The following is a 21,525-nucleotide window of genomic DNA, read 5'->3' as shown; positions in this document are numbered from 1 at the left end:
GCAAAATGCGTTATTGAGGATTCGACTCAAGGAGTTTTGAATGGCAAACGTTGTCGTAATCGGTTCGCAATGGGGTGACGAAGGCAAGGGCAAAATTGTCGACTGGCTTTCAGAGCGGGCTGATATCATCGTTCGCTTTCAGGGTGGCCATAATGCAGGTCATACGCTTGTGGTCGATGGTGTGACCTACAAGCTGTCGCTATTGCCATCCGGGGTTGTTCGCCCGGGCAAACTCTCCATCATCGGTAACGGCGTTGTCTTCGATCCGCATGCCTTCATTGCTGAAAAGGCCAAACTGGAAGCGCAGGGCGTTAAAATTACACCCGAGACGTTGAAGATTGCCGAAAATACAACGCTTATCCTTTCCATTCATGGCGAGCTGGACCGGCAACGCGAAGCATCCAACTCCGGCACCAAGATTGGCACGACCGGGCGCGGTATCGGGCCTGCATACGAAGACAAGGTTGGCCGCCGTGCCATTCATGTCCTTGATCTTGCCGATCCTGATACGCTGCCCGCAAAAATCGAACGTCTTCTGGCGCACCACAATCCGTTGCGCCGTGGTCTTGGTATTGAAGAAGTAGATGGTGCGAAGCTTCTTGCTGAACTGAACGATGCAGCGCCGCATATTTTGCCATTCATGGACCGTGTCTGGTATGTGCTTGATCAGAAGAAGCGCGCAGGCGAGCGCATCCTGTTCGAAGGTGCGCAGGGAACGCTCCTTGATATCGACCATGGAACCTATCCATTTGTTACCTCGTCGAACACTGTCGCAGGACAGGCCTCGGCAGGTTCGGGTATCGGACCGGGTTCACTTCACTATGTGCTTGGCATTACCAAGGCCTATACGACTCGCGTAGGTGAGGGGCCATTTCCTACGGAACAGCAGAATGAAGTCGGCGAATTCCTTGGCCAGCGTGGGCATGAATTTGGCGTGGTTACCGGACGCAAGCGCCGCTGCGGCTGGTTCGACGCGGTGCTGGTTCGTCAGGCCGTTGCCAATAACGGCATCAGCGGCATTGCACTGACCAAACTTGATGTGCTGGACGGCCTTGACGAGATCAAGGTTTGTACCGGTTATGAGCTGGACGGCGAGGTCATCGACTATCTTCCTGCAGGTCAAGGCCAGCAATCACGTGTCAAGCCGATCTACGAAACATTGGAAGGCTGGAAAGATACAACGGCGGGGGCACGCAGCTGGAGTGAGCTGCCCGCACAGGCGATAAAGTATGTTCGCTATGTTGAAGAACTGATCGGTGCTCCGATCGCGCTTTTGTCGACCAGCCCGGAACGTGACGATACAATACTTGTTACCGATCCGTTTCATGATTAGAGTCGCGTGTGTGGCTTGAGGTTAATCTCACAACAAAACCATAGGTTTGGGTGAATGGCAGATTTCGTTGCAGTATTGAGAAAGACAATTGACGGGCTTGCGGATCCAACTCCCGAGCTTCGTCAACGTGTGTATGCAAAAGCTCGCGCAACGATTGAGCAGAAACTCGTTACGTTGAATGCGCCTGAGGCTGTATCGAAACGTCAGATCACTGCGCTTGATGATGCCATTGCCGAAGTTGAGGCCAGTTTCGCTCCGGTTGCAGAAGAGATTGCGCCGGTCCCGGAACCTTTGCCGGTTGCCCCTCCTCCGTCGATCCCTGACGTTGTGGCCGCTCCACCGCCTCCGCCAATCGTTAAAACCGAGCCGGCACCAACGCCGGCTCCTACTTGGTCGCGAAGCGAACCAGTAGCGCCACCGGCATTCACGTCAATCGAATCACAACCAGACGCTCTTGAAGATTTTCTTTCCAGTCAGGACAAGAGCAAGCCAAGCGCCGGGCCTGAAGAGGAGGACTTCTCCGCAGATGCGACAGAGCGCTCGCATACATCGCGCGATGGGCTTGACGATCAAGAGCTTGGTGTTGGAACTGCTGATGACTCACGCAGCGATTACGGCGTTTATACTCGCGGGCCTATCAAGCAACCGGAACCCAAGCGTTCTCTTCTGCCAATCTTGAGTATAGTGGCTCTGCTTGCAGTCGTCGGGGGCGTAGCTTATGCCGGTTATACGTGGCGGGATGATATCTCGAAGCAAGCAAGTGCTGCAAAAGATTACCTTGCCAGTCTGACAAGCAGTGAGCCTGAGCCAGCCCCGAAGCCAGCTCAAACAGCGGCCACACAGCCGGCTTCTCAGCAGCCTGCCAAACCTGTGCAACCGGCAGCGACGACGCCTACGGCGACACCGAATTCGACCGAGCCCAAGGGTGAACCAAAGCTTACGCAAAGACTGCTTCCGGACGGGCAGGAGATAGATCCGGGCCGGGCCAATGACACCCCATCGGTTGGCGAGGGCACATCCGTAGCCGCGTCTACAACCGATCCGGCAGCACAACCGGCAACGCCGGGTCAGCAACCGACCGGACAAACTCAACCTCCGGCGGCTCTGCCTATCGGGCAGAAGGCGTTCTTCTATGAGGAACGGTCGGGTCAGGATGCCCAGAGACGTGAAGAAGGTGGTGTCGTCTGGTCCGTTGTACAGGAATCGCCCGGCAACGACCTGCCGCCAGAGCCTGCAATACGTGCTGAAGTCAATATTCCGGAACTTGCCATCAAACTGCGCATGATCATTCGCCGCAATGGTGACAAGACGTTGCCTGCAAGTCATCTTATCGAGATGATTTTCACGGTGCCTGAAGGTTTTGCCGGTGGCTCCATCGACAATGTTTCACGCATGACGTTCAAGGATAGGGAAGAAGCGCCGGGTAGCCCGCTCGTCGCGATACCGGCAAAGATTGCCGACAACTTCTTCATCATCGCCATGAATGATGCGAAAACAGCGGTTGATACAAATACTTCGCTTATGCGCCGTATGTCCTGGATTGATATTCCCATTGCATATAAGACAGGTCGCCGGGCTCTGATTACGCTTGAAAAAGGCCTGCCGGGCGAACGTGCCTTCGATGAAGTACTCAAGTCATGGGCAACAAAGGTCGGCGGCTGACAGCCACAAAAAAGGCCGCTTGAAGCGGCCTTTTCTTTTTATCTGACAAATTTATCAGTGCGCGTCTGCGCCGCTGGAAATCAGCGCCTTTTGCTGACGAACAGCCGCGGCTTTCACCGCGTCCTGAACCTTCTCGAAAGCGCGAACTTCGATCTGTCGTACACGCTCGCGGCTGATGCCGAATTCGGTAGACAGGTCTTCAAGCGTGATCGGATCGTCGGATAGTCTGCGCGCTTGGAAAATCCGGCGTTCACGATCATTCAATGACGACATGGCGCCGGTAAGCATTTCACGACGGTTTTCCAGCTCATCCTGTTCAATCAGCATGGTCTCAGCACTGTCATGATCGTCAACCAGCCAGTCCTGCCAATCGCCACCCGCTTCGCCATCCGAAGACCGGATCGGCGCATTGAGCGAAGCATCGCCAGATAAGCGGCGGTTCATCGAAACCACTTCATCCTCAGAAACACTGAGGCGGGTTGCTATTTCCTTGACCTGCTCAGGGTTCAAATCACCATCATCAAGCGCCTGAATTTTGCTCTTCACCTTGCGCAGGTTGAAGAACAGGCGTTTTTGATTGGCGGTTGTTCCCATTTTGACCAGGCTCCACGAGCGCAGGACATATTCCTGAATGGATGCTTTGATCCACCACATGGCATAAGTCGCCAAACGGAACCCCCGCTCGGGCTCGAAGCGTTTGACAGCCTGCATCAAGCCGACATTGCCTTCGGATATGACCTCGCCAATCGGCAAGCCATAGCCGCGATAACCCATTGCAATTTTGGCAACGAGCCGCAGGTGGCTGGTCACCAGCTTATGCGCGGCTTTCGCGTCCGTATGCTCAAGATACCGCTTGGCGAGCATGTACTCTTCCTGCGGTTCAAGCATCGGAAACTTACGGATTTCTTCGAGATAACGGGTAAGACCGCCGTCACCACCTAGAATACTTGGAAGATTTTGGGCCACAGAGCACCCCTCCTCATTTGAAATGAACCTCCATTACCGGCAGGTTCGCAGCAACTGCCCGCCCAAAACATTGGCGCGAGCAGATTAATGCTATCCATATATAGGTATCATTTTGTCAAAAACACGGTGCATATCGTCATGAAACAAAGCGTCACATAAATGTGAACAATCATGTCATGTTACGTCCACCCGCGTAAACGCACTAAAGGTCAAATGGTTCCCTTAAAGGCTATATCCGCGGAAAGCTTCAAGCAACTCAGCCATATCTTCCGGTAAAGGAGCTTCAAAGCGCATGATTTCGCCGGTTATGGGATGTTCGAATGCCAAAAGCCGCGCGTGCAATGCCTGACGATCAAAGCCTTTGACAATGGACTGCAAAGGTTCATCGAATTTGTTCGCCTTGGTTTTATAAGCCCCGCCATATTCCATGTCGCCTACCAGTGGATGGCCAATATGGGTCATATGTACGCGGATTTGATGGGTCCTGCCGGTCTCAAGCTGGCATTCAATGAGGGATGCAAGCGCGGTGGAATCTTCGCGGGCACCAAAGCGCTCAAGCACTTCGAAATGCGTGACTGCGTGCCGGGCGTCCTCACGCTCCTCGTGAACAATAGCCTGCTTGGTCCGGTCACGGTGCGATCGGCCGAGATGCGCGTCTATTGTGCCCGTTGTCCTGTCTGGCGTGCCCCACACGATGGCAAGATAAGCGCGCTCAAGATCTCCAGTACGGCCATGGTCGGCAAACTGTGCGCTTAGATGCCGATGAGCGAGATCATTCTTTGCAACGACAATAACGCCGCTGGTTTCTTTATCGAGACGATGAACTATTCCGGGTCTTTTTACGCCGCCTATACCAGAAAGCGTATCACCACAATGATGGATGAGAGCGTTCACGAGTGTGCCGGTCCAATTGCCATTGCCGGGATGCACGACAAGCCCAGCGGGCTTGTTGATGACGATCAGGTCCGTGTCCTCGTAAAGGATGTCGAGCGGGATATCTTCGCCCAAGGGTGTTGCGTCCTCCGGTTCCGGAACGATAATTTCAATGTTCATCCCGTCGCGAAGTTTGTGCTTGGTTTCGCTTACGACCTTGCCATCGATGGTCACCTGACCACTGGTTATCAGTGCCTGAATGCGATTCCGTGACAGATCTGGTGCCAGTTGTGCAGACAACCATGCGTCGAGACGCTTGCCTGCTGCATCGATATCGGTAATTAGCGCTTTCAAAAACCTAGTCCCTTCGTTACAGAGGCCTACCGCGCCGCGTCCGTTGATACAGGATGCGGCAGCGCGTTCTAACCTCGGAGATGCCTTGCATGGCAAATACTAATCCAGACCTGGATGGCGAAGAACAGCCCCTGGACCCGGCAATGGAGCGGGTTCGCCGCAAGATGATCCGGCTTTTGGCTGTGTCCATCGGTATTATGGTCATTGGTCTTATGGCGGTGCTTGCAGCCATTGTCTACAAGATTAACCAGCCGGTCGCAGATGTTGCGGCCACATCCAGCGCTGCTGTGCCAAGCCAACCGCTAAGTGCTGCGCTGGCAGGGGAGTCGATAACACTTGATCCGGGTACCAGGATTCTCTCTCACAACCTTTCAGATAATACGCTCTCTCTGGAAACCAGACTGGCCAACGGTACGCGCCAGATTCTTGTTTATGATGTAGCAACAAAACGTGTGGTGGCTCGAATTGCAGAGGCTGCCGGTAATTAAAGGATTGCGTGCGATGGCTTCAAATGGCCATTGCACTTTTCGCCTGCCTTGATTATACCCGCCACATACTGCGATGCGCCCATCGTCTAGCGGTTAGGACGGCGCCCTCTCACGGCGCAAACAGGGGTTCGATTCCCCTTGGGCGTACCAACAAATTATAATCTGCTGCTATATTCTAGTTGTGGCTGTATTGCGGACTTGGCTTGCCCTTCCAGACAAACAGCGGCTTTCATTATTAGCTCTCGCATCGGGGGGCAAAATTTATACTGTAGGCGGGACAAAACTTGAAGCGACTAAGGCATCTCGAAGGGTTGCGTGGATATGCTGCGCTGATCGTTGTGTTATCTCACTGCGCTATGGCTTTTTGGCCTGCCTTGCACGGTGTAAAGGTTCCCGATCCTATACCTGCGTGGCAATCCCTCATATTCAATAGCCCGTTTACGTTCATCTACAACGGCACAGTGTCCGTATATATTTTTTTCGTGTTGAGTGGTTATGTACTCTCGGTAGCGTTTTTCGCTACGGGGGATGATGAATCCGTCAGGGAAAAACTTGTTCGGCGGTATTTTCGATTGGCAATACCAATCGTCACCTCTTGCTTATTATGTTTTGCCGTGTGGAAAATTGGCGGTTTCAATTATGTAGATTCTGCCCTGCCAGATTGGATCAAACGCTTCTATCGGCCCGATGCCGCGTTAACTCTTCCAGGTGTTTTCAGAGAAGGACTAGTTGATAGTTTTTTGTATGGAAAAGGCAATTACAACTACGTTCTTTGGACCATGAGGATAGAATTCTTCGGATCAATTTTGGTATTTGCAAATTGTCTGCTTTTGAAAGGCATTCGCTTCAGGTCCGCTGCATATCTGATACAGGCAGTGGTAGGTATTTACATGCTCAAAGCGGAAGAATGGTTTTACATCTGCTTTTTTGCCGGGATGGTTATTGCTGATTACCGGAATCTGGTAGTGCGTTGGCCAGTTTCTGTAGCGATGTTAGTCGTTGCCGTTTATCTCGGAGGTTTTCACAACACGAGTTTGTCCTACGCATTCTTGGGAAGGAGCGGGAGTACTGGAAACTTCTGCTACACCGTAAGTGCGTGCTTGTTTTTGTTCGCGGCCTTGAACAATAATATTGTGATCCGCACGTTGTCGACAAAACTCAGCGACTTCCTTGGGTCCATATCGTTCATGCTATACCTGACCCATAGCGTAGTCCTGTCGTCAATTGGCATGATATCATTTCTCAATCTACACCCTGTTTTGGGATATGGAACAGCAGGTCTGGTTTCGTCGATAGTTACTGTTACGGTATCCATTGCCGTAGCGTTCATGTTCCGTCCAGTTGATAGGTTCGCAATAGAGCTATCACGGCAATTTGGACTGGCACTGATGTCGAAAAGACAGCAGATAGTTTTTACTCCTGAATCCGCAAGTGCTCCTTAGCGATTTTGTGGTTTCGGTTTGAGGATGGAGAGAGAAATGACTTGATTGTGCTTAAGCTGCTTTTGGTACAAGCGGCGATATTTTCCCCAATTGAACCTGTTTATCGACCCAACGCTGTTCATTGCCCCAAGAGTGCCTTTTCCAGCCCTGCCAGCTAAAGCCGCAAAAATGGATTTGCGTTAATTCCGGTTGAAGAGTTTCGATCACATAGCGGATTGCAAGTATTCCGGAGCTTGGGAAAACACTGCCAAGCTCAGCGTCAGTAATTTCAAGTATCTGGCAGGTCTCATAATAAAATTCAGCGGAGAGGATAGTTGCCTTTTTGCCGAGCGCCTCAATCTTCTTCAGCGTTTCTGCGGTCCAGTCGGCTTTGCGGCCTTTGAGGCGTGACAGAAAGTTCGGCCTTGGATGATACCGTTTCACTATGGAGGGGTGGTAGGGAAGTATAATCTCCTTCGCATCCTGCACAAACGGCTCCTGCCAATAGGCAGGAGTTTCCAGTCGCGCTTGCATGGATTTACCGGAGTTCATCAGGAAAAGAATGTCGGTCTTATTACCGGTCAAGTTTGGCCGAATATTCGCCTCGTTGAAACGGATCACGATATCGGCGCTATCGATGGCGTGAACCAAGCCCGGTTCGACAGGTCCGTTGCCAACGATGACAATCCGTTTGACCGGCTCGGATGAACTTGTCATTTAATCAGCCAGTTTTCTTTTTCTTGACCTGAGACATACGGGGTTTGGTTTCAAGGCCGCTCTTGTAGAGATTGTTCCGGTCGAGAACTTTTACATCCCGTTCGCCACACAAGGCCATTGTAATGTCGAGTTCTTTGCGGATGATTTCCAAAGCCTCAGTTACGCCCGCCTTGCCTCCTGCACCAAGACCATAAAGGAATGCGCGGCCGATAAAGGTACCCTTAGCACCGATTGCCAGTGCTTTCAGAACGTCTTGACCGGAACGTATGCCGCCGTCAAACAGCACTTCTATCTTGTCGCCAACAGCATCGACGATTTCTGCCAGCACGGAAATTGACGATGGCGCGCCGTCCAGCTGGCGGCCGCCATGATTGGAAACGATGATCGCGTCGGCACCTGTAGACGCCGCCATCTTTGCATCCTCAACGTCGAGAATACCTTTGATGATCAGCTTGCCGCCCCAACGTTCCTTGATCCAGGCGACGTCATTCCAAGACAGGCGAGGGTCGAATTGCTCGGCTGTCCATGTCGAAAGGGACGACATGTTTTCAACCCCTTTGGCATGACCAACAATATTTCCGAAAGTGCGTCGTTTCGTTTTCAGCATGCCCATGCACCATTGCGGGCGGGTCATCATCTGCCAGACGAACGAAGGTGTAATTTTCGGCGGAGCAGACAGGCCGTTACGGATGTCCTTGTGGCGCTGCCCGAGAATCTGAAGGTCGAGCGTCAGGACCAAAGCCGAACATTTCGCGGCCTTTGCCCGGTCAATCAGATTGTAGATGAAGTCACGGTCGCGCATCACATAGAGCTGAAACCAGAACGGCTTTTTAGTCACCGAGGCAACATCCTCGATCGAACAAATGCTCATCGTGGACAGAGTGAACGGGACGCCAAACTCTTCGGCTGCCTGCGCTGCGAGCATTTCACCATCGGGGTGCTGCATGCCGGTTAGACCGGTTGGAGCAAGGGCCACCGGCATTGAAACCGTTTGGCCAACCATTGTGGTTTCCAACGTTCTTTCAGTCATGTCCACGGCAACGCGTTGACGCAGTTGGATCTTGGCGAAATCTTCTTCGTTGGCGCGATAGGTACTTTCGGTCCATGCACCAGAATCAGCGTAGTCGAAGAACATTTTAGGGACGCGGCGCTGCGCGATTCTTTTCAGGTCAGCTATTTCCAGATTGTTTGCCATGATCGTCCCGATATAGTTGTGGTGATGTTTTCATACGAATGACCTGTTGAGGCAAGGCCTTTACACGAGTAATCATATACGAGGGCGCGCTTCACGAGTAAATGGTTTGTCATTGCCTTTGAAACATCGTTATGGTTCGCTTCCATTACTCACCAATGATCGACAGGATTCGCTTTCATGCCACAACAGCCTCTTCTTATTCTCGGACCACTTATGCCATATCTCATTGAGGAGTTGAGCAAAAAGTACGAGATCGAAAAGCTGTATGAAGAGAAGGATGCCTTGGGGTTCCTGCAAGCAAATGCAGGACGTTTTGAAGCTGCCGTAACGAGTACGTTTACGGGACTCAAAGCCGACATGATTGACCTTCTGACAGCAGTAAAGATTGTTTCCTCCTTCGGTGTAGGTACAGACTCGCTCGACGTTGCCTATGCAAACAAGAGGGGCATAAAAATTGCCAATACACCGGATGTCCTGAACGAAGACACCGCGAACATGGCGATCACTCTCCTGCTGGCTTCGACGAGAGATATTGTTGCCAATGACCGTTTCGTAAGGGAAGGCCGATGGGCAAAGGGTGAATCAGCTCCATTGGCGCTCGGTATTGAGGGCAAGAAGGTCGGCCTTGTTGGGCTTGGGCGTATAGGTAGCGTGATTGCCGACAAGCTTTTGGCTTTTGGCTGCGATGTTGTCTATCACACGCGCAATAAAAAGCCTGACGTTGCATTCAAGCACTATGACAATCTTGTCGAGATGGCTGGTGATTGCGCAGCGCTAATTGCCATTCTGCCCGGTGGAGACGCAACGCAAGGGGTTATTTCCCGTGAGGTTCTGGAGGCGCTCGGGCCGCAAGGAACTTTCATCAATGTTGCTCGCGGAACAGTTGTTGATGAGATCGCGCTCGTGGAATTGTTGAAGTCGAAGAAACTCGGCCGTGCTGGACTCGACGTATTTGTTGACGAGCCCAACGTACCTGCGGAACTGTTCGCTTTGGATAATGTAGTTTTGCAGCCGCACATGGGCAGCGCTACAGTAGAGACACGCAAAGCCATGGCTGATCGCGTTGTCTCCAATCTCGATAGTTATTTCGCGGCCAAGTAAGCCGCGAAAGAAGTTATCCGAAAACCACTGTTTTGTGGCCGTTGAGCATAACGCGCGACTCGAGGTGTTTCTTGACCGCGCGTGCCAGCACGCGGCTTTCGATATCGCGGCCTGTTGCTACGAAATCCTCGGCGCTCATGGCGTGTGTAACACGTTCTGTTTCCTGCTCGATAATTGGACCTTCATCAAGATCTGGCGTTACATAGTGAGCGGTAGCGCCGATAAGCTTTACACCACGCTCGAAGGCTTGGTGGTAAGGCTTCGCACCCTTGAAGCTTGGCAGGAAGGAGTGGTGAATATTGATAACCTTGCCAAATAGCCGCTTGGACAGATTGTCGGAAAGAACCTGCATATAGCGCGCAAGAATAACAAGATCAGCGCCGGTATCCTTGACGATCTTGAGCAGAGCGTCTTCCTGCTCTTTCTTGTTGTCCTTTGAAACGGGAAGCACGTGATAAGGAATGCCCTCATGCTCGGCGAAACGACGGCTATCCTCATGATTGGAGACGATGGCGGCAACTTCTGCGTCAAGCCAGCCAACCTTGATCTGGTAAATCAAATGCAGCAATGCGTGATCGAAACGCGAGACCATGATGATGATCTTGGGCTTCTTTGACTGATCGACAAGGCTGGTCTTCATATCAAAGCGAGAGACGGCAGGCTTTAGCGCGCGCTCGACGTCATCCTTGGAAGTGCCCTCGGCAGCGGTAAATGCAATGCGCATGAAAAAACGGTTGGTCTGGCGATCCCAGAACTGATTGCTTTCGGCAATGTTTGCATCCATGCCCGCCAGCTCCGTTGTTACCGAGGCAACAATTCCCGGCCGGTCTTCACAGGTGAGCGTCAGGACATAATTCTGGTCTGGCATGGGAACTCCGTCTGTCGTCATTCAAATGGGCAATCGTTGCGGGATCATAGGGGGCACCGTTGAAATGCGTCGACACAAAAACGAAGTGCTCAGTCCTTTTTCCGGCATCCTTCAGAGCGATGAATGCCTTTTCGCAGGGGTAACTCCGTTTGTGTCAGGATGCGGGCTTGGTGCCATACCAACGCGGTGTGTAAGTCCACTCACCGCCACCGGTTTTGGGAAAGCTTCGGGTCAATGACGAGCCGACAATAATGACTGTTCGCATGTCGACCTGCTCCGGCGTGAGGTCTGCCAGCCGGATCGTGCGCAGGCTCTCTGCCGGTCGTCCGATATCACGGCCCAGAACAACAGGGGTATCCGGCCTGCGGTGCTGGCGGAGTAATTCAATCGCCCGCGGCAATTGCCATGGTCGTGGTTTCGAGATTGGATTATAGAAAGCAAAAGCGAAGTCAGCCTCTGCTGCCAGAGAAATACGCTTTTCGATAATTTCCCATGGCTTGAGATTATCCGACAGGGAAATGATGCAGAAATCATGACCGAGCGGTGCGCCGCTTTTGCTTGCTGCAGCGAGGGCGGCCGATACACCCGGCAATATCTCCAGCTCCACTTCATGCCAGGCTATATTGCCTGATTCGTGTAATGCTTCGATGACGGCGGAGGCCATGGCGAACACTCCGGGGTCGCCTGACGAAATCATGACAACGGACCGGCCAGTTGTTGCGAGTTCGAATGCATGGCGCGCGCGCTGCATTTCTTCGCGATTGTCGGTTGCATGGATGGTTTGGTCCGGACGGAATGAGCCAGCCATACGGATATAGGTTTCGTAGCCGAGGATGTCCTGAGCTTGTTGCAAAGCATGCTTGACTGCCGGAATCATGAAGTCCGGATTGCCTGGGCCAAGACCTATAACGCTGAGCTTTCCTCGCGGACGCTCGTGCTCGACAGCTGCGAGGGATTGGAAGACGAGTTCGTTTTCACCTGCAACAACGTCGTCGGATGTTATTAGAATAAGCAATTCGCCGTTGTCATCAAGCGGAAGCCGGGCATCGGCAAGCCACGGCGCATTTCCTTCTACACGAACGGTTTTGCCTGCAAGCATATCGGCGATAAAGGTTTTGGCACTATCGGGATTTTTCAGCTCGAATCCGGGAGGTGGATTGAGCAGGCAGGTGCCGAACCGCAGCTCGCCTGAAGTTGTGATTGCGGGGGAAACTTCGAGAATAGCGGCAATCCGCCGTGCCAAAACATTAACGCCGGTCGTACCGCCCAGCAGTGGAACAACAGTGCTGCCGTCGTCAGCCACCGCAAGGACCGGCGGTTCCGCCCCTTTGTTTTCCAGAACGGACGCAAGTGAGCGAATTGTAATCCCTGCCGAGCAAAGCGCGATGATAGTGTGTCCAGTCTGGTATAGCTGGCGGACAGTTTCACCGAAATTCTCGAAGGTTTCATCGGCACCCTCGACACGCGTATTAAGTCCGTAAATAATGACGTTCGGCATGCCGGACTTGATCTGCAATGCAGTTTGCAGGCCCAAGGCCGATAGTGCGAGGATGGCAGGCGAAGGGGTCATTCGCCGTTACCCTGCCACTTCTCCCCGGGTACCAAGATCAGCGAAAAGTAAGGCGAGGTCATCGGATCAACGTCAGCAAGCGGAATAATCCGCTGAGCATCCATCGTTGCCCTCTCCACATAAAGCGCACGATCCATCAAGCCGAGATCGGCAATGACATTCCGGACTTTTTCAAGGTTCTTGCCGAGTTTCATGATTGCAGCGGCTTCGGTGGCAGCCAGCCGTGTTTTCAGCTCTTCTGCCGACAAAACACCCGATAGTACAGTCAGGGTCTGGTTGCGATAAACCAGCGGAGCGCCGAGAACAGCTGCGCCACCGAGGATCGAGCAGACACCGGGCACCACCTCGGTTTCATAATCTTCGGCCAGGCGGTCATGAATGTACATGAACGAGCCGTAGAAGAACGGGTCTCCCTCGGCGATCACAGCGACATCCGATCCCGCATCAAGGTGGGTGCGCAACAGCGCGGTAATCTCGCTGTAAAAATCACTGACGATTGCCTCATAGTTCATGTGGGCAGGCAGTATCTCAGTCGTGACCGGGTAGACCAGCGGTACAAGCAACTGGCTATCATTGAGGTATTTCTCGACGATGGTCAGCGCATTCCCCTTTTTGCCCTTGGCCGCATGATAGGCGACCACCGGGGCAGACTGAAGCAACCGCAAGGCCTTCAGAGTGATCAGCTCCGGATCACCGGGTCCGACGCCCAGTCCGAACAATCTTCCCTGCATCGGCATTATTCTTTCTCCGACGCAAGCGCGTTGATTGCTGCCGCAGCCATGGCGCTGCCACCCCGTCGCCCGTGGACGACGACAAACGGAATGCCATGCTTATTTTCAGCAAGCGCAACCTTTGATTCCATCGCGCCGACAAAACCGACAGGAAAACCAAGCACCAGCGCTGGCCTTGGAGCGCCTTCTTCGATCATTTCGAGAAGCCGGAACAGCGCAGTTGGAGCATTGCCAAAGGCTACAACCGCGCCCTCTAGATGAGAACGCCAAAGCTCCAGTGCTGCCGCTGAGCGCGTATTGCCCATGTCAGCCGCAAGTGTCGCCACTGAGGAGTCGTTCAAGGTACAGATGACCTGATTGTTATGAGGCAACCGGGCCCGCGTAACGCCTTCAGAAACCATTCGCGCGTCACATAAAATAGGTGCACCAGCCAACAAGGCCTTGCGTCCCGCTGTCGCTGCCCCATCCGAAAATGCAATATCCTGAATTACATCGACCATTCCGCAGGCATGGGCGACCCGCACAGCGAGTTTTTCGAGATCGGCAGGAATGCGGCGCAGATCAGCCTCGGCACGGATAATGGCGAAGGAGCGATCATAGATCGCTTGGCCATCGCGGATGTAGTCAAGCATGTGATGGCCCCCCGGAGCCGAAATTGGTGCCAATCAGATCGGCAGATTCCTCGATAGTGCGATTGCTAGCCAATAGCTTGCCAAATCGCGACGGTCCATTGGTCGCGTACAGAAAGATATCGTAGTGACCTTCAGAGGTCGCAACGAGCGTCAGAGGCTTTGCCAAGGGCGATGCGCAGGACTTGCTGCAGCCGGTCAAGTGTATTTGTGGAATATCCGGTTTGCCGGCCAACAGTGCTGCGAGCCGAATACCGTCCGATTGTGTTGCCGCAAGTGCTGACTTGCAGCCCGCCGAGCCGGAACAGCTGATCATGGTCGCGATGGGTTCCCGAGGGTCGCTCACAAGTCCCAGAGCATGGAGCGCTTTGAGAGTTTCTCCGGCACGTTCAATCGCAACACCGGGCAAGAGCACGCTTTGCCACGGTGTCAATTGCACTGTTCCGCAACCATGCCGGTCGGCAATTGCAGTCAGGCTACGCAGCATATCGGGACTCAAGCGACCGAGTGGCGGCATCGCACCTACCATGCAATGTCCTGCGTTTGAGGTGTCCACGATTCCGAAGTGGCCACTGGCCAAAGGCATTTCTCTTCGCCAATAATAGAGATCCGGGTGTTGAACCGTCGTGCCAAGCCGCTGCTCGAGAAGCCGCGTAAATGCTTCGTTGCCGATGTCGGCAAGCATATGCCGCAGACGCGACGCATCCGGATTGCGGGCGTTCCATTCGATGAAAATGTCGAGAACAGTAGTAACCAGTTCGAAGGTGTGTTCGACATTGACTAAGCCCAGCGCTGGAAAATCCTCTGCGAGGACAGGAGGAGTTCCAGCAATACCGAAACTGAAGCCTGCGCGCGGATTTCCCGAGTTAACCGGGCTAAGCCAAAGGTCATGCGGGTGGCTCACCATGGCGATGCTTTCACCGCCGTCAATCTGGATACAGAATTTCGGGGAAAGCTTTTGATAGCTGGGGCTGGTCTGCAATGCAGTCAGGACACGCGTTGCGAGAGGCCTGATATCAAACTTGCCTTTATCGAGCCCGGCTAAAGGGCTGATCATGACATTGCGAACATCATCGCCCTTGTCCGTCAAAGGTCCCAACCCAAGTTCGAGCAAACCATCGACCAGCATATCCTCGCTGTCCGGGCGTATGCCGCGAATTTGCACATTTGCCCGGTTGGTGATGTCGACAATGCCGTTTCCAAACTGCTCTGCTGCTTCTGCAATACCTGTCATCTGATTGGATGTCACATTGCCAAAAGTCAGCTTTACACGGCATATCCCACCATCGCGCGCCTGCGCCATGCGAAACAATCCCGGACAGGCGGAGCGCCGGTCATGGACCAAAGGTTGGAGAGCGGGTTTCATTATCAGGCTCATGGCTTTGATGGTTTTACAGGATGGTTCAGGGCGTGCCAACCATTCTCATCGTCGCGTGCTTCGTTGACCCGTCCCGTCCTTTGGGGCATGCATGGCAACGGATACTTAATGGGATGCATGATGGCGCAGTGGCTTACGATAATCGGAATTGGCGAAGACGGATATGAAGGGCTAGGCCAGAATGCCCGCGATGCGCTGACAGCAGCAGGCACAATATTCGGCGGTAAGCGCCATCTTGATTTCTTGCCCGAAGAGCTTGCCGCAAAGCATGTAGCCTGGCCAACGCCGTTTTCCGATGCCTATGCCATGTTGCTGGCATTGCGCGGAAATGCCGTGGCCGTGCTCGCGAGTGGCGATCCAATGCATTACGGTATGGGCGCGACACTCACGCGCTATGTAAGCCCGGATGAAATGCTGGTTTTGCCATCGCCATCATCTTTCTCGCTTGCCGCTGCTGCGATGGGATGGCCCATACAGGATACGCAATTGCTTAGCGTTCACGGGCGTCCGCTTGAAACACTGGCAAAGTCCTTCGTGCCCAATGCAAGGCTGCTAATCCTCAGCAATGATGGAGAAACGCCCGCTCACGTCGCGCGGCTTCTAATAGAAGCCGGGTTTACTTCCGCCCATCTGACTGTGCTTGAGCATCTCGGAGGTGCAGCAGAGCAGCGTGTTGAAGGGGTAGCGCAAAGCTGGGACAAGCTGCGATGTGCCGATCTCAACGTGCTCGCGGTAGATTGTGGCATGCCTGAGCAATTTGCACTTTCATATCCCTGTATGGCCGGACTACCTGATGAAGCTTACCAGCACGACGGGCAATTGACGAAACGGGATATCCGGGCGGTGACCTTAGCGCATCTTGCTCCGCTACCGGGTGAACTCTTGTGGGACGTTGGTGCGGGATGCGGCTCCATCAGCATTGAATGGATGCGCTCTCACCCGACCTGCCGCGCATTGGCAATCGAAACCAATGTGAAGCGGCAGGCGTTGATACTCCGGAACAGCAAAACGCTTGGTGTGCCGGATCTTGAACTTGTGTGCGGTGAAGCGCCTGCGGTTTTGGCCAAACTCAATTCGCCCGATGCCGTTTTCATCGGCGGCGGAGTGACCGATGCTGGTGTTCTGGAAGCGTGCTGGCTCGGCTTGAAGCCAGGGGGCAGGCTTGTTGCCAATGCCGTGACCATTCAGAGCGAAATGGCTCTGGTCAACTGGCGAAAGGTTCATGGCGGGGAGTTGGTAAAACTCAGCGTATCGCATGCACAACCACTTGGAGGTTTCGATAGCTGGCGATCCTCTTTGCCGGTGACTATTTATATCGTGCGTAAGCAGGCGTAATGATTGTCGACATGTGTCCACGACAGGATTACGACAGGATTATGCTTTCTAAGGGGAGTGGGAGATTGCAATCGGGTGGAGATTCATTTCTTGAAGACGTTTGAAATCCCGTCCTGAGAGCAATCAGGGAGTCAGGAGCAGGAAACACGCATGGCAACTTACAAGTATTTCATTTGGCCAATTCTTTTCACGATTTTTGGTTTGGCAGCAGGAGCCTGGATAGGTTTCATCTATTCCGGCAATGTACAGGGCGCGCTTGCAATCTTATTTATCTGTGCCGTGCTCGGCGTTCTGGAAATTTCTCTGTCTTTCGACAACGCCATCGTGAATGCCAAGATACTGAAAGATATGACCCCCGTTTGGCAGCATCGCTTCCTTACGTGGGGTATCATCATCGCGGTTTTCGGTATGCGTATCGTTTTCCCGCTTGCCATTGTTGCTGTTGCTGCGTGGATAGACCCGATTTCTGCAATGAAGCTGGCGATCTCCAATCCTGAAGAATATGCGCGTATCATGAAGGAAGCTCATGTTGGCATTGCTGCCTTTGGCGGTACTTTCCTCTTGATGGTCGGCCTGAAGTTCTTCTTCGATCATGAGAAGGATGTGCACTGGATCAAGGTCATTGAGAGCCGGGCTTCACGTTTCGCTTCGATTCAGGGCATTGAAGTGGGCGTTGTCCTGATCCTCATTATTTTCTTCTCCCGTCAGCTTATCGGCGAAGAGTCCGTAACATTTCTCACTTCCGCTATTTATGGGCTGCTGACATTTCTTGTCGTTGAAGGCATTGGCGCCTTGCTTGATGCGACACAGGAGCAGATGGACACCGTTCAAAGGGGCGGTCTTGGCGCGTTCCTCTATCTCGAAGTGCTGGATGCGAGCTTCTCGTTCGACGGCGTTATCGGTGCTTTTGCACTTTCGACGAACCTTTTCGTCATCGCGATTGGTCTGGGTATCGGCGCTTTCTATGTGCGGTCGCTAACAATCATGCTGGTGGAAAAAGAGACACTCGGCCAGTACCGCTATCTGGAACATGGTGCATTCTACGCAATTCTGGTGCTCGCGGTTATCATGTATTGCCAGACGCTGTTCCACATTCCGGAAGTTATTACGGGCCTGATCGGCGCAACGTTGATTATCTTCTCGCTGATCTCGTCGATTGTCTATCGCCGGCGTAATCCGGAGGCTATCGAGGCATAGAGACAAAAATCAACAAGGTTTATCGGAACATTTTGGTGTCTTAGGGGTTGGACCTTTCTTGCCGGAAGGAGACCACCCCCATGGACCTTGATCCCCAAAATACTTTTTCAGCTATTCAGGCGGCTGTTGGCCAAGCCAGCGCACTGATCGTCACCTATTCATTCTCGGTGATAGGAGCAGTGATACTGCTGGTTATCGGCTTCCTTGCAGCAAGCCTGATAGAGCGCTGGGTTTACGCCGGGCTGGGACAGGTTAGCGGCTTCGATATGACCCTGCGGCGGTTTTTTTCGAAGATCGCGCGCTATGTGGTTCTCGGTCTCGTGATCGTCATGGTCCTTGGCCAGTTCGGTATTCAAACAGCATCGGTCATTGCGGCCATTGGTGCCGTCGGCTTGGCAATTGGTTTGGCTTTGCAAGGGACATTGCAGAATATTGCGGCGGGTATCATGCTTTTGGCGCTTCGCCCGTTGCGTATCGGCGAATATGTGGAAGTTGGCAGCGTTACCGGTACTGTTGAGGAAATTGGACTTTTTGCAACGCGTCTTCGTGCAGCCGACGGGATATATGTGCTTGCCCCGAACTCCACGCTCTGGACCCAGCCTGTCAAGAATTTCAGCCGCAATGGCGTAAGACGAAATGACATCACTGTTACAGTTGATAATGCCGAAGACATGGACAAGCTACAGGCGAAACTTACCAAGCTTGCCGAGAGCAATCCTCTTGTCAAAAAAGATCCCGCTCCAAACACATTTATTGCCGAACTTGGTGAGAGTTCGATGAGTGTAACCTTGCGCTACTGGACGGACGTACCAGACTTTCAGGCGGTAAAAACCGGATTGAACAAGAGCTTGAGAAACACGTTAAATCTCAAGAAATAAAAAACATAGCTTCGGAACAGTTTTGATAATTGCCGGTTTAACCTCAAGAGTTTGACAGGAAATGTTATAGAACATAAAGTGAACAAATATGAAGAAATCCTTACAACAACGCTTGGCAATCTTATCGGACGCAGCAAAGTATGATGCTTCCTGCGCGTCCAGCGGAACATCGCAGCGGGATTCCTCGCGATCAGGCGGGCTAGGTTCTACGGAAGGTTCGGGCATCTGCCATGCCTATGCGCCAGATGGGCGTTGCATATCGCTGCTTAAAATATTGCTGACCAATTTCTGCATTTACGATTGCGCTTATTGCATCAACCGCTCATCGAGTAATGTCGAACGCGCGCGCTTTACTGTGGAGGAGGTAATCTGGCTTACGCTCGAATTCTATCGTCGCAACTACATTGAGGGTTTGTTTCTTTCGTCAGGAATTATCCGCTCGTCCGATCACACAATGGAAGAGATGGTCAGAATCGCAAAAGAGCTGCGTACGACTCATAATTTCCGCGGATATATCCACCTGAAATCAATTCCCGAAGCATCGCCGCATCTAATCGAAGAGGCTGGGCTTTATGCGGACCGCCTGTCGATAAACATTGAATTGCCAACCGATTCCGGGCTCGCTCAATTCGCGCCCGAGAAAAAGCCGGCGGGTATTCGTAAATCCATGGGCGATCTTCGTCTGAAAATAGAGGCGGCGGCTGACCCGACCCTGCAAACGAAACGCCGTAAAAAATTTGTGCCGGGCGGGCAAAGCACCCAGATGATCGTGGGAGCCGACGACGCCAATGATGCGACGATTTTACAAACAAGTTCAAGGCTTTATGGAAGTTACAGCCTTCGCCGTGTCTATTATTCAGCCTTTAGTCCGATACCGGATTCATCGAAGAATCTGCCGCTGATAAAGCCGCCGCTGGTTCGGGAGCACCGGCTTTATCAGGCTGATTGGCTCTACCGGTTCTATGGTTTTGGCATTGAGGAAATAACGTCGGCCCGCCCGGATGGAATGCTGGATCTCGATCTTGATCCGAAACTTGCATGGGCGCTGGCTCACCGCGAAAAATTTCCCGTCAACATCAACAAGGCAGAACGGGAAATGCTTTTACGGATTCCGGGGCTAGGGACAAAGACGGTCAAGGCCATCCTGATTGCTCGCAAGCATCGTAGTCTTCGTCTGGATGATCTTGGGCGGCTTGGTGTTTCCATCAAGAAGATCAAGACTTTTATTGTTGCTGAAGGCTGGTCCCCACACAGTCTTATTGATAGCGCCGATCTTCGGGCAGTGTTCAGCCCCAAGCCGGAACAGTTGATGTTGTTATGATGATCGTTGCACCTCTCGATATTGCAGCAAATTATGAAGAGTGGCGTGAGGTTGCTCGAACAATGCTGGCTAATAGTGTGCATCCAAATGCGATTGACTGGAGCAGATCAGCGGATGGTGCCGGAAATCTTCTCGATAGTTTTGACACCACACCGGTGCAGTCCGAAAGTAAAGTAATAACTGTTCCCAAGGATTTCGTCCCTCTCGCCGAGACCATTATCTGTCACTCGAGTACACAGCGGTTCGGGTTGCTTTACCGGCTTTTATGGCGGCTGCAAAGCGAGAAGAGACTGCTTGAAATTCTGTCGGATGAGGATGTTGTTCTGGCACATAAAATGGAAAAATCCGTACGCCGTGACAGTCACAAGATGAAGGCTTTCGTCCGGTTCAAGGAAGTGCCGGAGGCAGATCAGACGGCGAGGGCACGGCGCAAGTTTTGGGCCTGGTTTGAGCCGGATCATTTTATCGTTGAGCGCGTTTCCTCTTTTTTCCAAAGGAGATTCACCGACATGGATTGGATCATCGCCACACCAAAAGGCTCGGCAGTTTGGGATGGGAGCGTCCTCAAAACCTCGCGTGAACCCGCCATCAGGATCGACGCGGAAGACACGACAGATGAACTCTGGAGAACTTATTTTGCCAATATTTTCAATCCTGCACGATTGAAGATAAAGGCGATGCAGGCCGAAATGCCGAAGAAATACTGGAAGAACCTGCCAGAAGCAGAATTGATCCCGGACCTTATCAACACGGCCGAAGCACGTGTGGCGGCAATGCGCGAGAAGCAGGCAACGATGCCACCAATGTTTCATGAAAAGTTACAGGCTGCCGCGAAATCAGAGGAAGATGAGCCTCCAGAAGTGGCGGGTTCCCTTGCCGGGTTAAAGCATCAGGCAAAACATTGCACACGCTGCGATCTGTACAAGAATGCGACCCAGACAGTTTTTGGCGACGGGCCGGAAAATGCCGACATCATATTCGTGGGTGAACAACCGGGAGATCAGGAAGACCTCGCAGGTACACCCTTTGTCGGGCCTGCCGGGAAAGTTTTCGACATGGCGCTTGATGTTGCCGGAATTAGCCGGACTAAAGTATATGTCACCAATGCGGTAAAGCACTTCAAGTATATACCACGCGGCAAGAGGCGCATACATCAGAAGCCCAATATGGGCGAAATCAGAGCCTGTCGCTGGTGGCTGAAGCAAGAAATAGAATTCATCAAGCCAAAGTTGATTGTAGCACTTGGCGCAACTGCATTGACTTCGCTGATGGAAAAGCAACAGCGACTATCGGACTTCCGCGGTAAAGCAATTCCATTTGGCGACGGAACGAAATTGTTTGTAACTGTTCACCCTTCGTACTTGTTGCGAATTCCGGAAGAAGATATGAAACAGGCAGAAACAGAGCGATTTATTAACGACATTCGCTTAGTGAAAAAGCTGGCTCTGGCCGCATGATAAACAGTCAATTCCAGCAGTTGGCCTTGCGTCGCAAGAGGTTTCAAGTCT

The 21,525-nt window shown here is 52.6% G+C and carries 19 protein-coding genes and 1 tRNA gene; 11 read left to right on the top strand and 9 right to left on the bottom strand.

Translation table 11 applies throughout. From position 1 onward, the window contains the following. Nucleotides 1-40: 40 nt before the first annotated feature. Nucleotides 41-1,333 (top strand): adenylosuccinate synthase, encoded by a 1,293-nt coding sequence (locus ABKW30_RS00800; RefSeq protein WP_348596127.1) that lies wholly within the window; start codon nt 41-43, stop codon nt 1,331-1,333. A 54-nt stretch (nt 1,334-1,387) separates the two neighbouring features. Next, nucleotides 1,388-2,995, top strand: a complete 1,608-nt coding sequence (locus tag ABKW30_RS00795) for a transcriptional regulator (protein WP_348596126.1) — start codon at nt 1,388-1,390, stop codon at nt 2,993-2,995. Nucleotides 2,996-3,049: 54 nt separating this feature from the next. Here the strand turns inward: ABKW30_RS00795 and rpoH are convergent, their stop codons facing one another. Beyond that, the gene (gene rpoH, locus ABKW30_RS00790; protein WP_348596125.1) at nt 3,050-3,961 is read right to left on the bottom strand and encodes an RNA polymerase sigma factor RpoH; all 912 of its coding nucleotides are present in this window, start codon (nt 3,959-3,961) and stop codon (nt 3,050-3,052) included. A 222-nt stretch (nt 3,962-4,183) separates the two neighbouring features. Next, nucleotides 4,184-5,188, bottom strand: coding sequence for an RluA family pseudouridine synthase (locus ABKW30_RS00785; RefSeq protein ID WP_348596124.1), 1,005 nt, complete (start codon nt 5,186-5,188; stop codon nt 4,184-4,186). Between the two features lie 89 nt (nt 5,189-5,277). Between ABKW30_RS00785 and ABKW30_RS00780 the strand changes: the two genes are divergently transcribed. From ABKW30_RS00780 to ABKW30_RS00770, 3 genes are all read left to right on the top strand, one after another. Continuing rightward, entirely contained in the window at nt 5,278-5,676 is a 399-nt protein-coding gene (locus ABKW30_RS00780; RefSeq protein ID WP_348596123.1) for a fimbrial protein, read from the top strand. Nucleotides 5,677-5,751: 75 nt separating this feature from the next. Beyond that, nucleotides 5,752-5,826, top strand: a tRNA-Glu gene (locus ABKW30_RS00775). 134 nt (nt 5,827-5,960) lie between these two features. Then, a complete protein-coding gene (locus ABKW30_RS00770) occupies nt 5,961-7,118 on the top strand; it encodes an acyltransferase (protein WP_348596122.1) in 1,158 nt (385 codons plus the stop codon). Between the two features lie 51 nt (nt 7,119-7,169). Here ABKW30_RS00770 and ABKW30_RS00765 read toward each other — a convergent pair whose 3' ends face one another. Together ABKW30_RS00765 and ABKW30_RS00760 are read right to left on the bottom strand one after the other, a co-directional pair. Continuing rightward, nucleotides 7,170-7,814 carry a glycosyltransferase family 29 protein gene (locus ABKW30_RS00765; protein WP_348596121.1) on the bottom strand — a complete coding sequence of 215 codons (645 nt, stop codon included), beginning with the start codon at nt 7,812-7,814 and terminating at the stop codon, nt 7,170-7,172. Between the two features lie 4 nt (nt 7,815-7,818). After that, nucleotides 7,819-9,009 carry an alpha-hydroxy acid oxidase gene (locus tag ABKW30_RS00760; protein WP_348596120.1) on the bottom strand — a complete coding sequence of 397 codons (1,191 nt, stop codon included), beginning with the start codon at nt 9,007-9,009 and terminating at the stop codon, nt 7,819-7,821. Nucleotides 9,010-9,186: 177 nt separating this feature from the next. Between ABKW30_RS00760 and ABKW30_RS00755 the strand changes: the two genes are divergently transcribed. After that, nucleotides 9,187-10,110: a 2-hydroxyacid dehydrogenase gene (locus ABKW30_RS00755; protein WP_348596119.1), complete on the top strand. Its 924-nt coding sequence runs from the start codon at nt 9,187-9,189 to the stop codon at nt 10,108-10,110. A 13-nt stretch (nt 10,111-10,123) separates the two neighbouring features. On the opposite strand, the gene purU is transcribed toward ABKW30_RS00755, so the two are convergent. From purU to cobG, 5 genes are all read right to left on the bottom strand, one after another. After that, a complete protein-coding gene (gene purU / locus ABKW30_RS00750) occupies nt 10,124-10,978 on the bottom strand; it encodes a formyltetrahydrofolate deformylase (RefSeq protein ID WP_348596118.1) in 855 nt (284 codons plus the stop codon). 154 nt (nt 10,979-11,132) lie between these two features. Then, nucleotides 11,133-12,548, bottom strand: coding sequence for a precorrin-3B C(17)-methyltransferase (cobJ, locus tag ABKW30_RS00745; RefSeq protein WP_348596117.1), 1,416 nt, complete (start codon nt 12,546-12,548; stop codon nt 11,133-11,135). Beyond that, nucleotides 12,545-13,285, bottom strand: a complete 741-nt coding sequence (locus tag ABKW30_RS00740; protein WP_348596116.1) for a precorrin-2 C(20)-methyltransferase — start codon at nt 13,283-13,285, stop codon at nt 12,545-12,547. The genes cobJ and ABKW30_RS00740 overlap by 4 nt, the downstream gene beginning before the upstream one ends. After that, entirely contained in the window at nt 13,285-13,911 is a 627-nt protein-coding gene (locus tag ABKW30_RS00735; protein WP_348596115.1) for a precorrin-8X methylmutase, read from the bottom strand. Before ABKW30_RS00735 ends, ABKW30_RS00740 begins: the two co-directional genes overlap by 1 nt. Continuing rightward, nucleotides 13,904-15,274, bottom strand: coding sequence for a precorrin-3B synthase (gene cobG / locus ABKW30_RS00730; RefSeq protein WP_348596114.1), 1,371 nt, complete (start codon nt 15,272-15,274; stop codon nt 13,904-13,906). The genes ABKW30_RS00735 and cobG overlap by 8 nt, the downstream gene beginning before the upstream one ends. A 120-nt stretch (nt 15,275-15,394) precedes the next feature. Between cobG and cbiE the strand changes: the two genes are divergently transcribed. The 5 genes from cbiE (at nt 15,395) to ABKW30_RS00705 (ending at nt 21,474) form a co-directional block, all read left to right on the top strand. Next, on the top strand, nt 15,395-16,621 hold the full coding sequence (cbiE, locus tag ABKW30_RS00725; protein ID WP_348597551.1) for a precorrin-6y C5,15-methyltransferase (decarboxylating) subunit CbiE: 1,227 nt from the start codon (nt 15,395-15,397) through the stop codon (nt 16,619-16,621). Between the two features lie 150 nt (nt 16,622-16,771). After that, on the top strand, nt 16,772-17,818 hold the full coding sequence (locus ABKW30_RS00720; RefSeq protein ID WP_348596113.1) for a DUF475 domain-containing protein: 1,047 nt from the start codon (nt 16,772-16,774) through the stop codon (nt 17,816-17,818). 80 nt (nt 17,819-17,898) lie between these two features. After that, nucleotides 17,899-18,696, top strand: a complete 798-nt coding sequence (locus ABKW30_RS00715) for a mechanosensitive ion channel domain-containing protein (protein ID WP_348596112.1) — start codon at nt 17,899-17,901, stop codon at nt 18,694-18,696. 88 nt (nt 18,697-18,784) lie between these two features. Then, nucleotides 18,785-20,017, top strand: coding sequence for a putative DNA modification/repair radical SAM protein (locus tag ABKW30_RS00710; RefSeq protein WP_348596111.1), 1,233 nt, complete (start codon nt 18,785-18,787; stop codon nt 20,015-20,017). Further along, entirely contained in the window at nt 20,014-21,474 is a 1,461-nt protein-coding gene (locus ABKW30_RS00705) for a UdgX family uracil-DNA binding protein (RefSeq protein WP_348596110.1), read from the top strand. The genes ABKW30_RS00710 and ABKW30_RS00705 overlap by 4 nt, the downstream gene beginning before the upstream one ends. Nucleotides 21,475-21,525: the final 51 nt, after the last annotated feature.

The organism is Phyllobacterium sp. SB3 (genome assembly GCF_040009165.1).
Lineage (GTDB): Bacteria > Pseudomonadota > Alphaproteobacteria > Rhizobiales > Rhizobiaceae > Phyllobacterium.
The sequence above is the reverse complement of the archived record's forward strand: the minus strand, read 5'-3'. Positions and strand labels throughout refer to the sequence as shown.

Bases quoted from the DNA above. Each gene is read 5' to 3' on its own strand.
- ABKW30_RS00800 (WP_348596127.1), top strand. From the start codon at position 41: ATGGCAAACGTTGTCGTAATCGGTTCGCAATGGGGTGACGAAGGCAAG.
- ABKW30_RS00795 (WP_348596126.1), top strand. From the start codon at position 1,388: ATGGCAGATTTCGTTGCAGTATTGAGAAAGACAATTGACGGGCTTGCG.
- ABKW30_RS00780 (WP_348596123.1), top strand. From the start codon at position 5,278: ATGGCAAATACTAATCCAGACCTGGATGGCGAAGAACAGCCCCTGGAC.
- ABKW30_RS00765 (WP_348596121.1), bottom strand. From the start codon at position 7,814: ATGACAAGTTCATCCGAGCCGGTCAAACGGATTGTCATCGTTGGCAAC.
- ABKW30_RS00760 (WP_348596120.1), bottom strand. From the start codon at position 9,009: ATGGCAAACAATCTGGAAATAGCTGACCTGAAAAGAATCGCGCAGCGC.
- ABKW30_RS00755 (WP_348596119.1), top strand. From the start codon at position 9,187: ATGCCACAACAGCCTCTTCTTATTCTCGGACCACTTATGCCATATCTC.
- purU (WP_348596118.1), bottom strand. From the start codon at position 10,978: ATGCCAGACCAGAATTATGTCCTGACGCTCACCTGTGAAGACCGGCCG.
- cobJ (WP_348596117.1), bottom strand. From the start codon at position 12,548: ATGACCCCTTCGCCTGCCATCCTCGCACTATCGGCCTTGGGCCTGCAA.
- ABKW30_RS00740 (WP_348596116.1), bottom strand. From the start codon at position 13,285: ATGCCGATGCAGGGAAGATTGTTCGGACTGGGCGTCGGACCCGGTGAT.
- ABKW30_RS00735 (WP_348596115.1), bottom strand. From the start codon at position 13,911: ATGCTTGACTACATCCGCGATGGCCAAGCGATCTATGATCGCTCCTTC.
- cobG (WP_348596114.1), bottom strand. From the start codon at position 15,274: ATGAAACCCGCTCTCCAACCTTTGGTCCATGACCGGCGCTCCGCCTGT.
- cbiE (WP_348597551.1), top strand. From the start codon at position 15,395: ATGGGATGCATGATGGCGCAGTGGCTTACGATAATCGGAATTGGCGAA.
- ABKW30_RS00720 (WP_348596113.1), top strand. From the start codon at position 16,772: ATGGCAACTTACAAGTATTTCATTTGGCCAATTCTTTTCACGATTTTT.
- ABKW30_RS00715 (WP_348596112.1), top strand. From the start codon at position 17,899: ATGGACCTTGATCCCCAAAATACTTTTTCAGCTATTCAGGCGGCTGTT.
- ABKW30_RS00710 (WP_348596111.1), top strand. From the start codon at position 18,785: ATGAAGAAATCCTTACAACAACGCTTGGCAATCTTATCGGACGCAGCA.
- ABKW30_RS00705 (WP_348596110.1), top strand. From the start codon at position 20,014: ATGATGATCGTTGCACCTCTCGATATTGCAGCAAATTATGAAGAGTGG.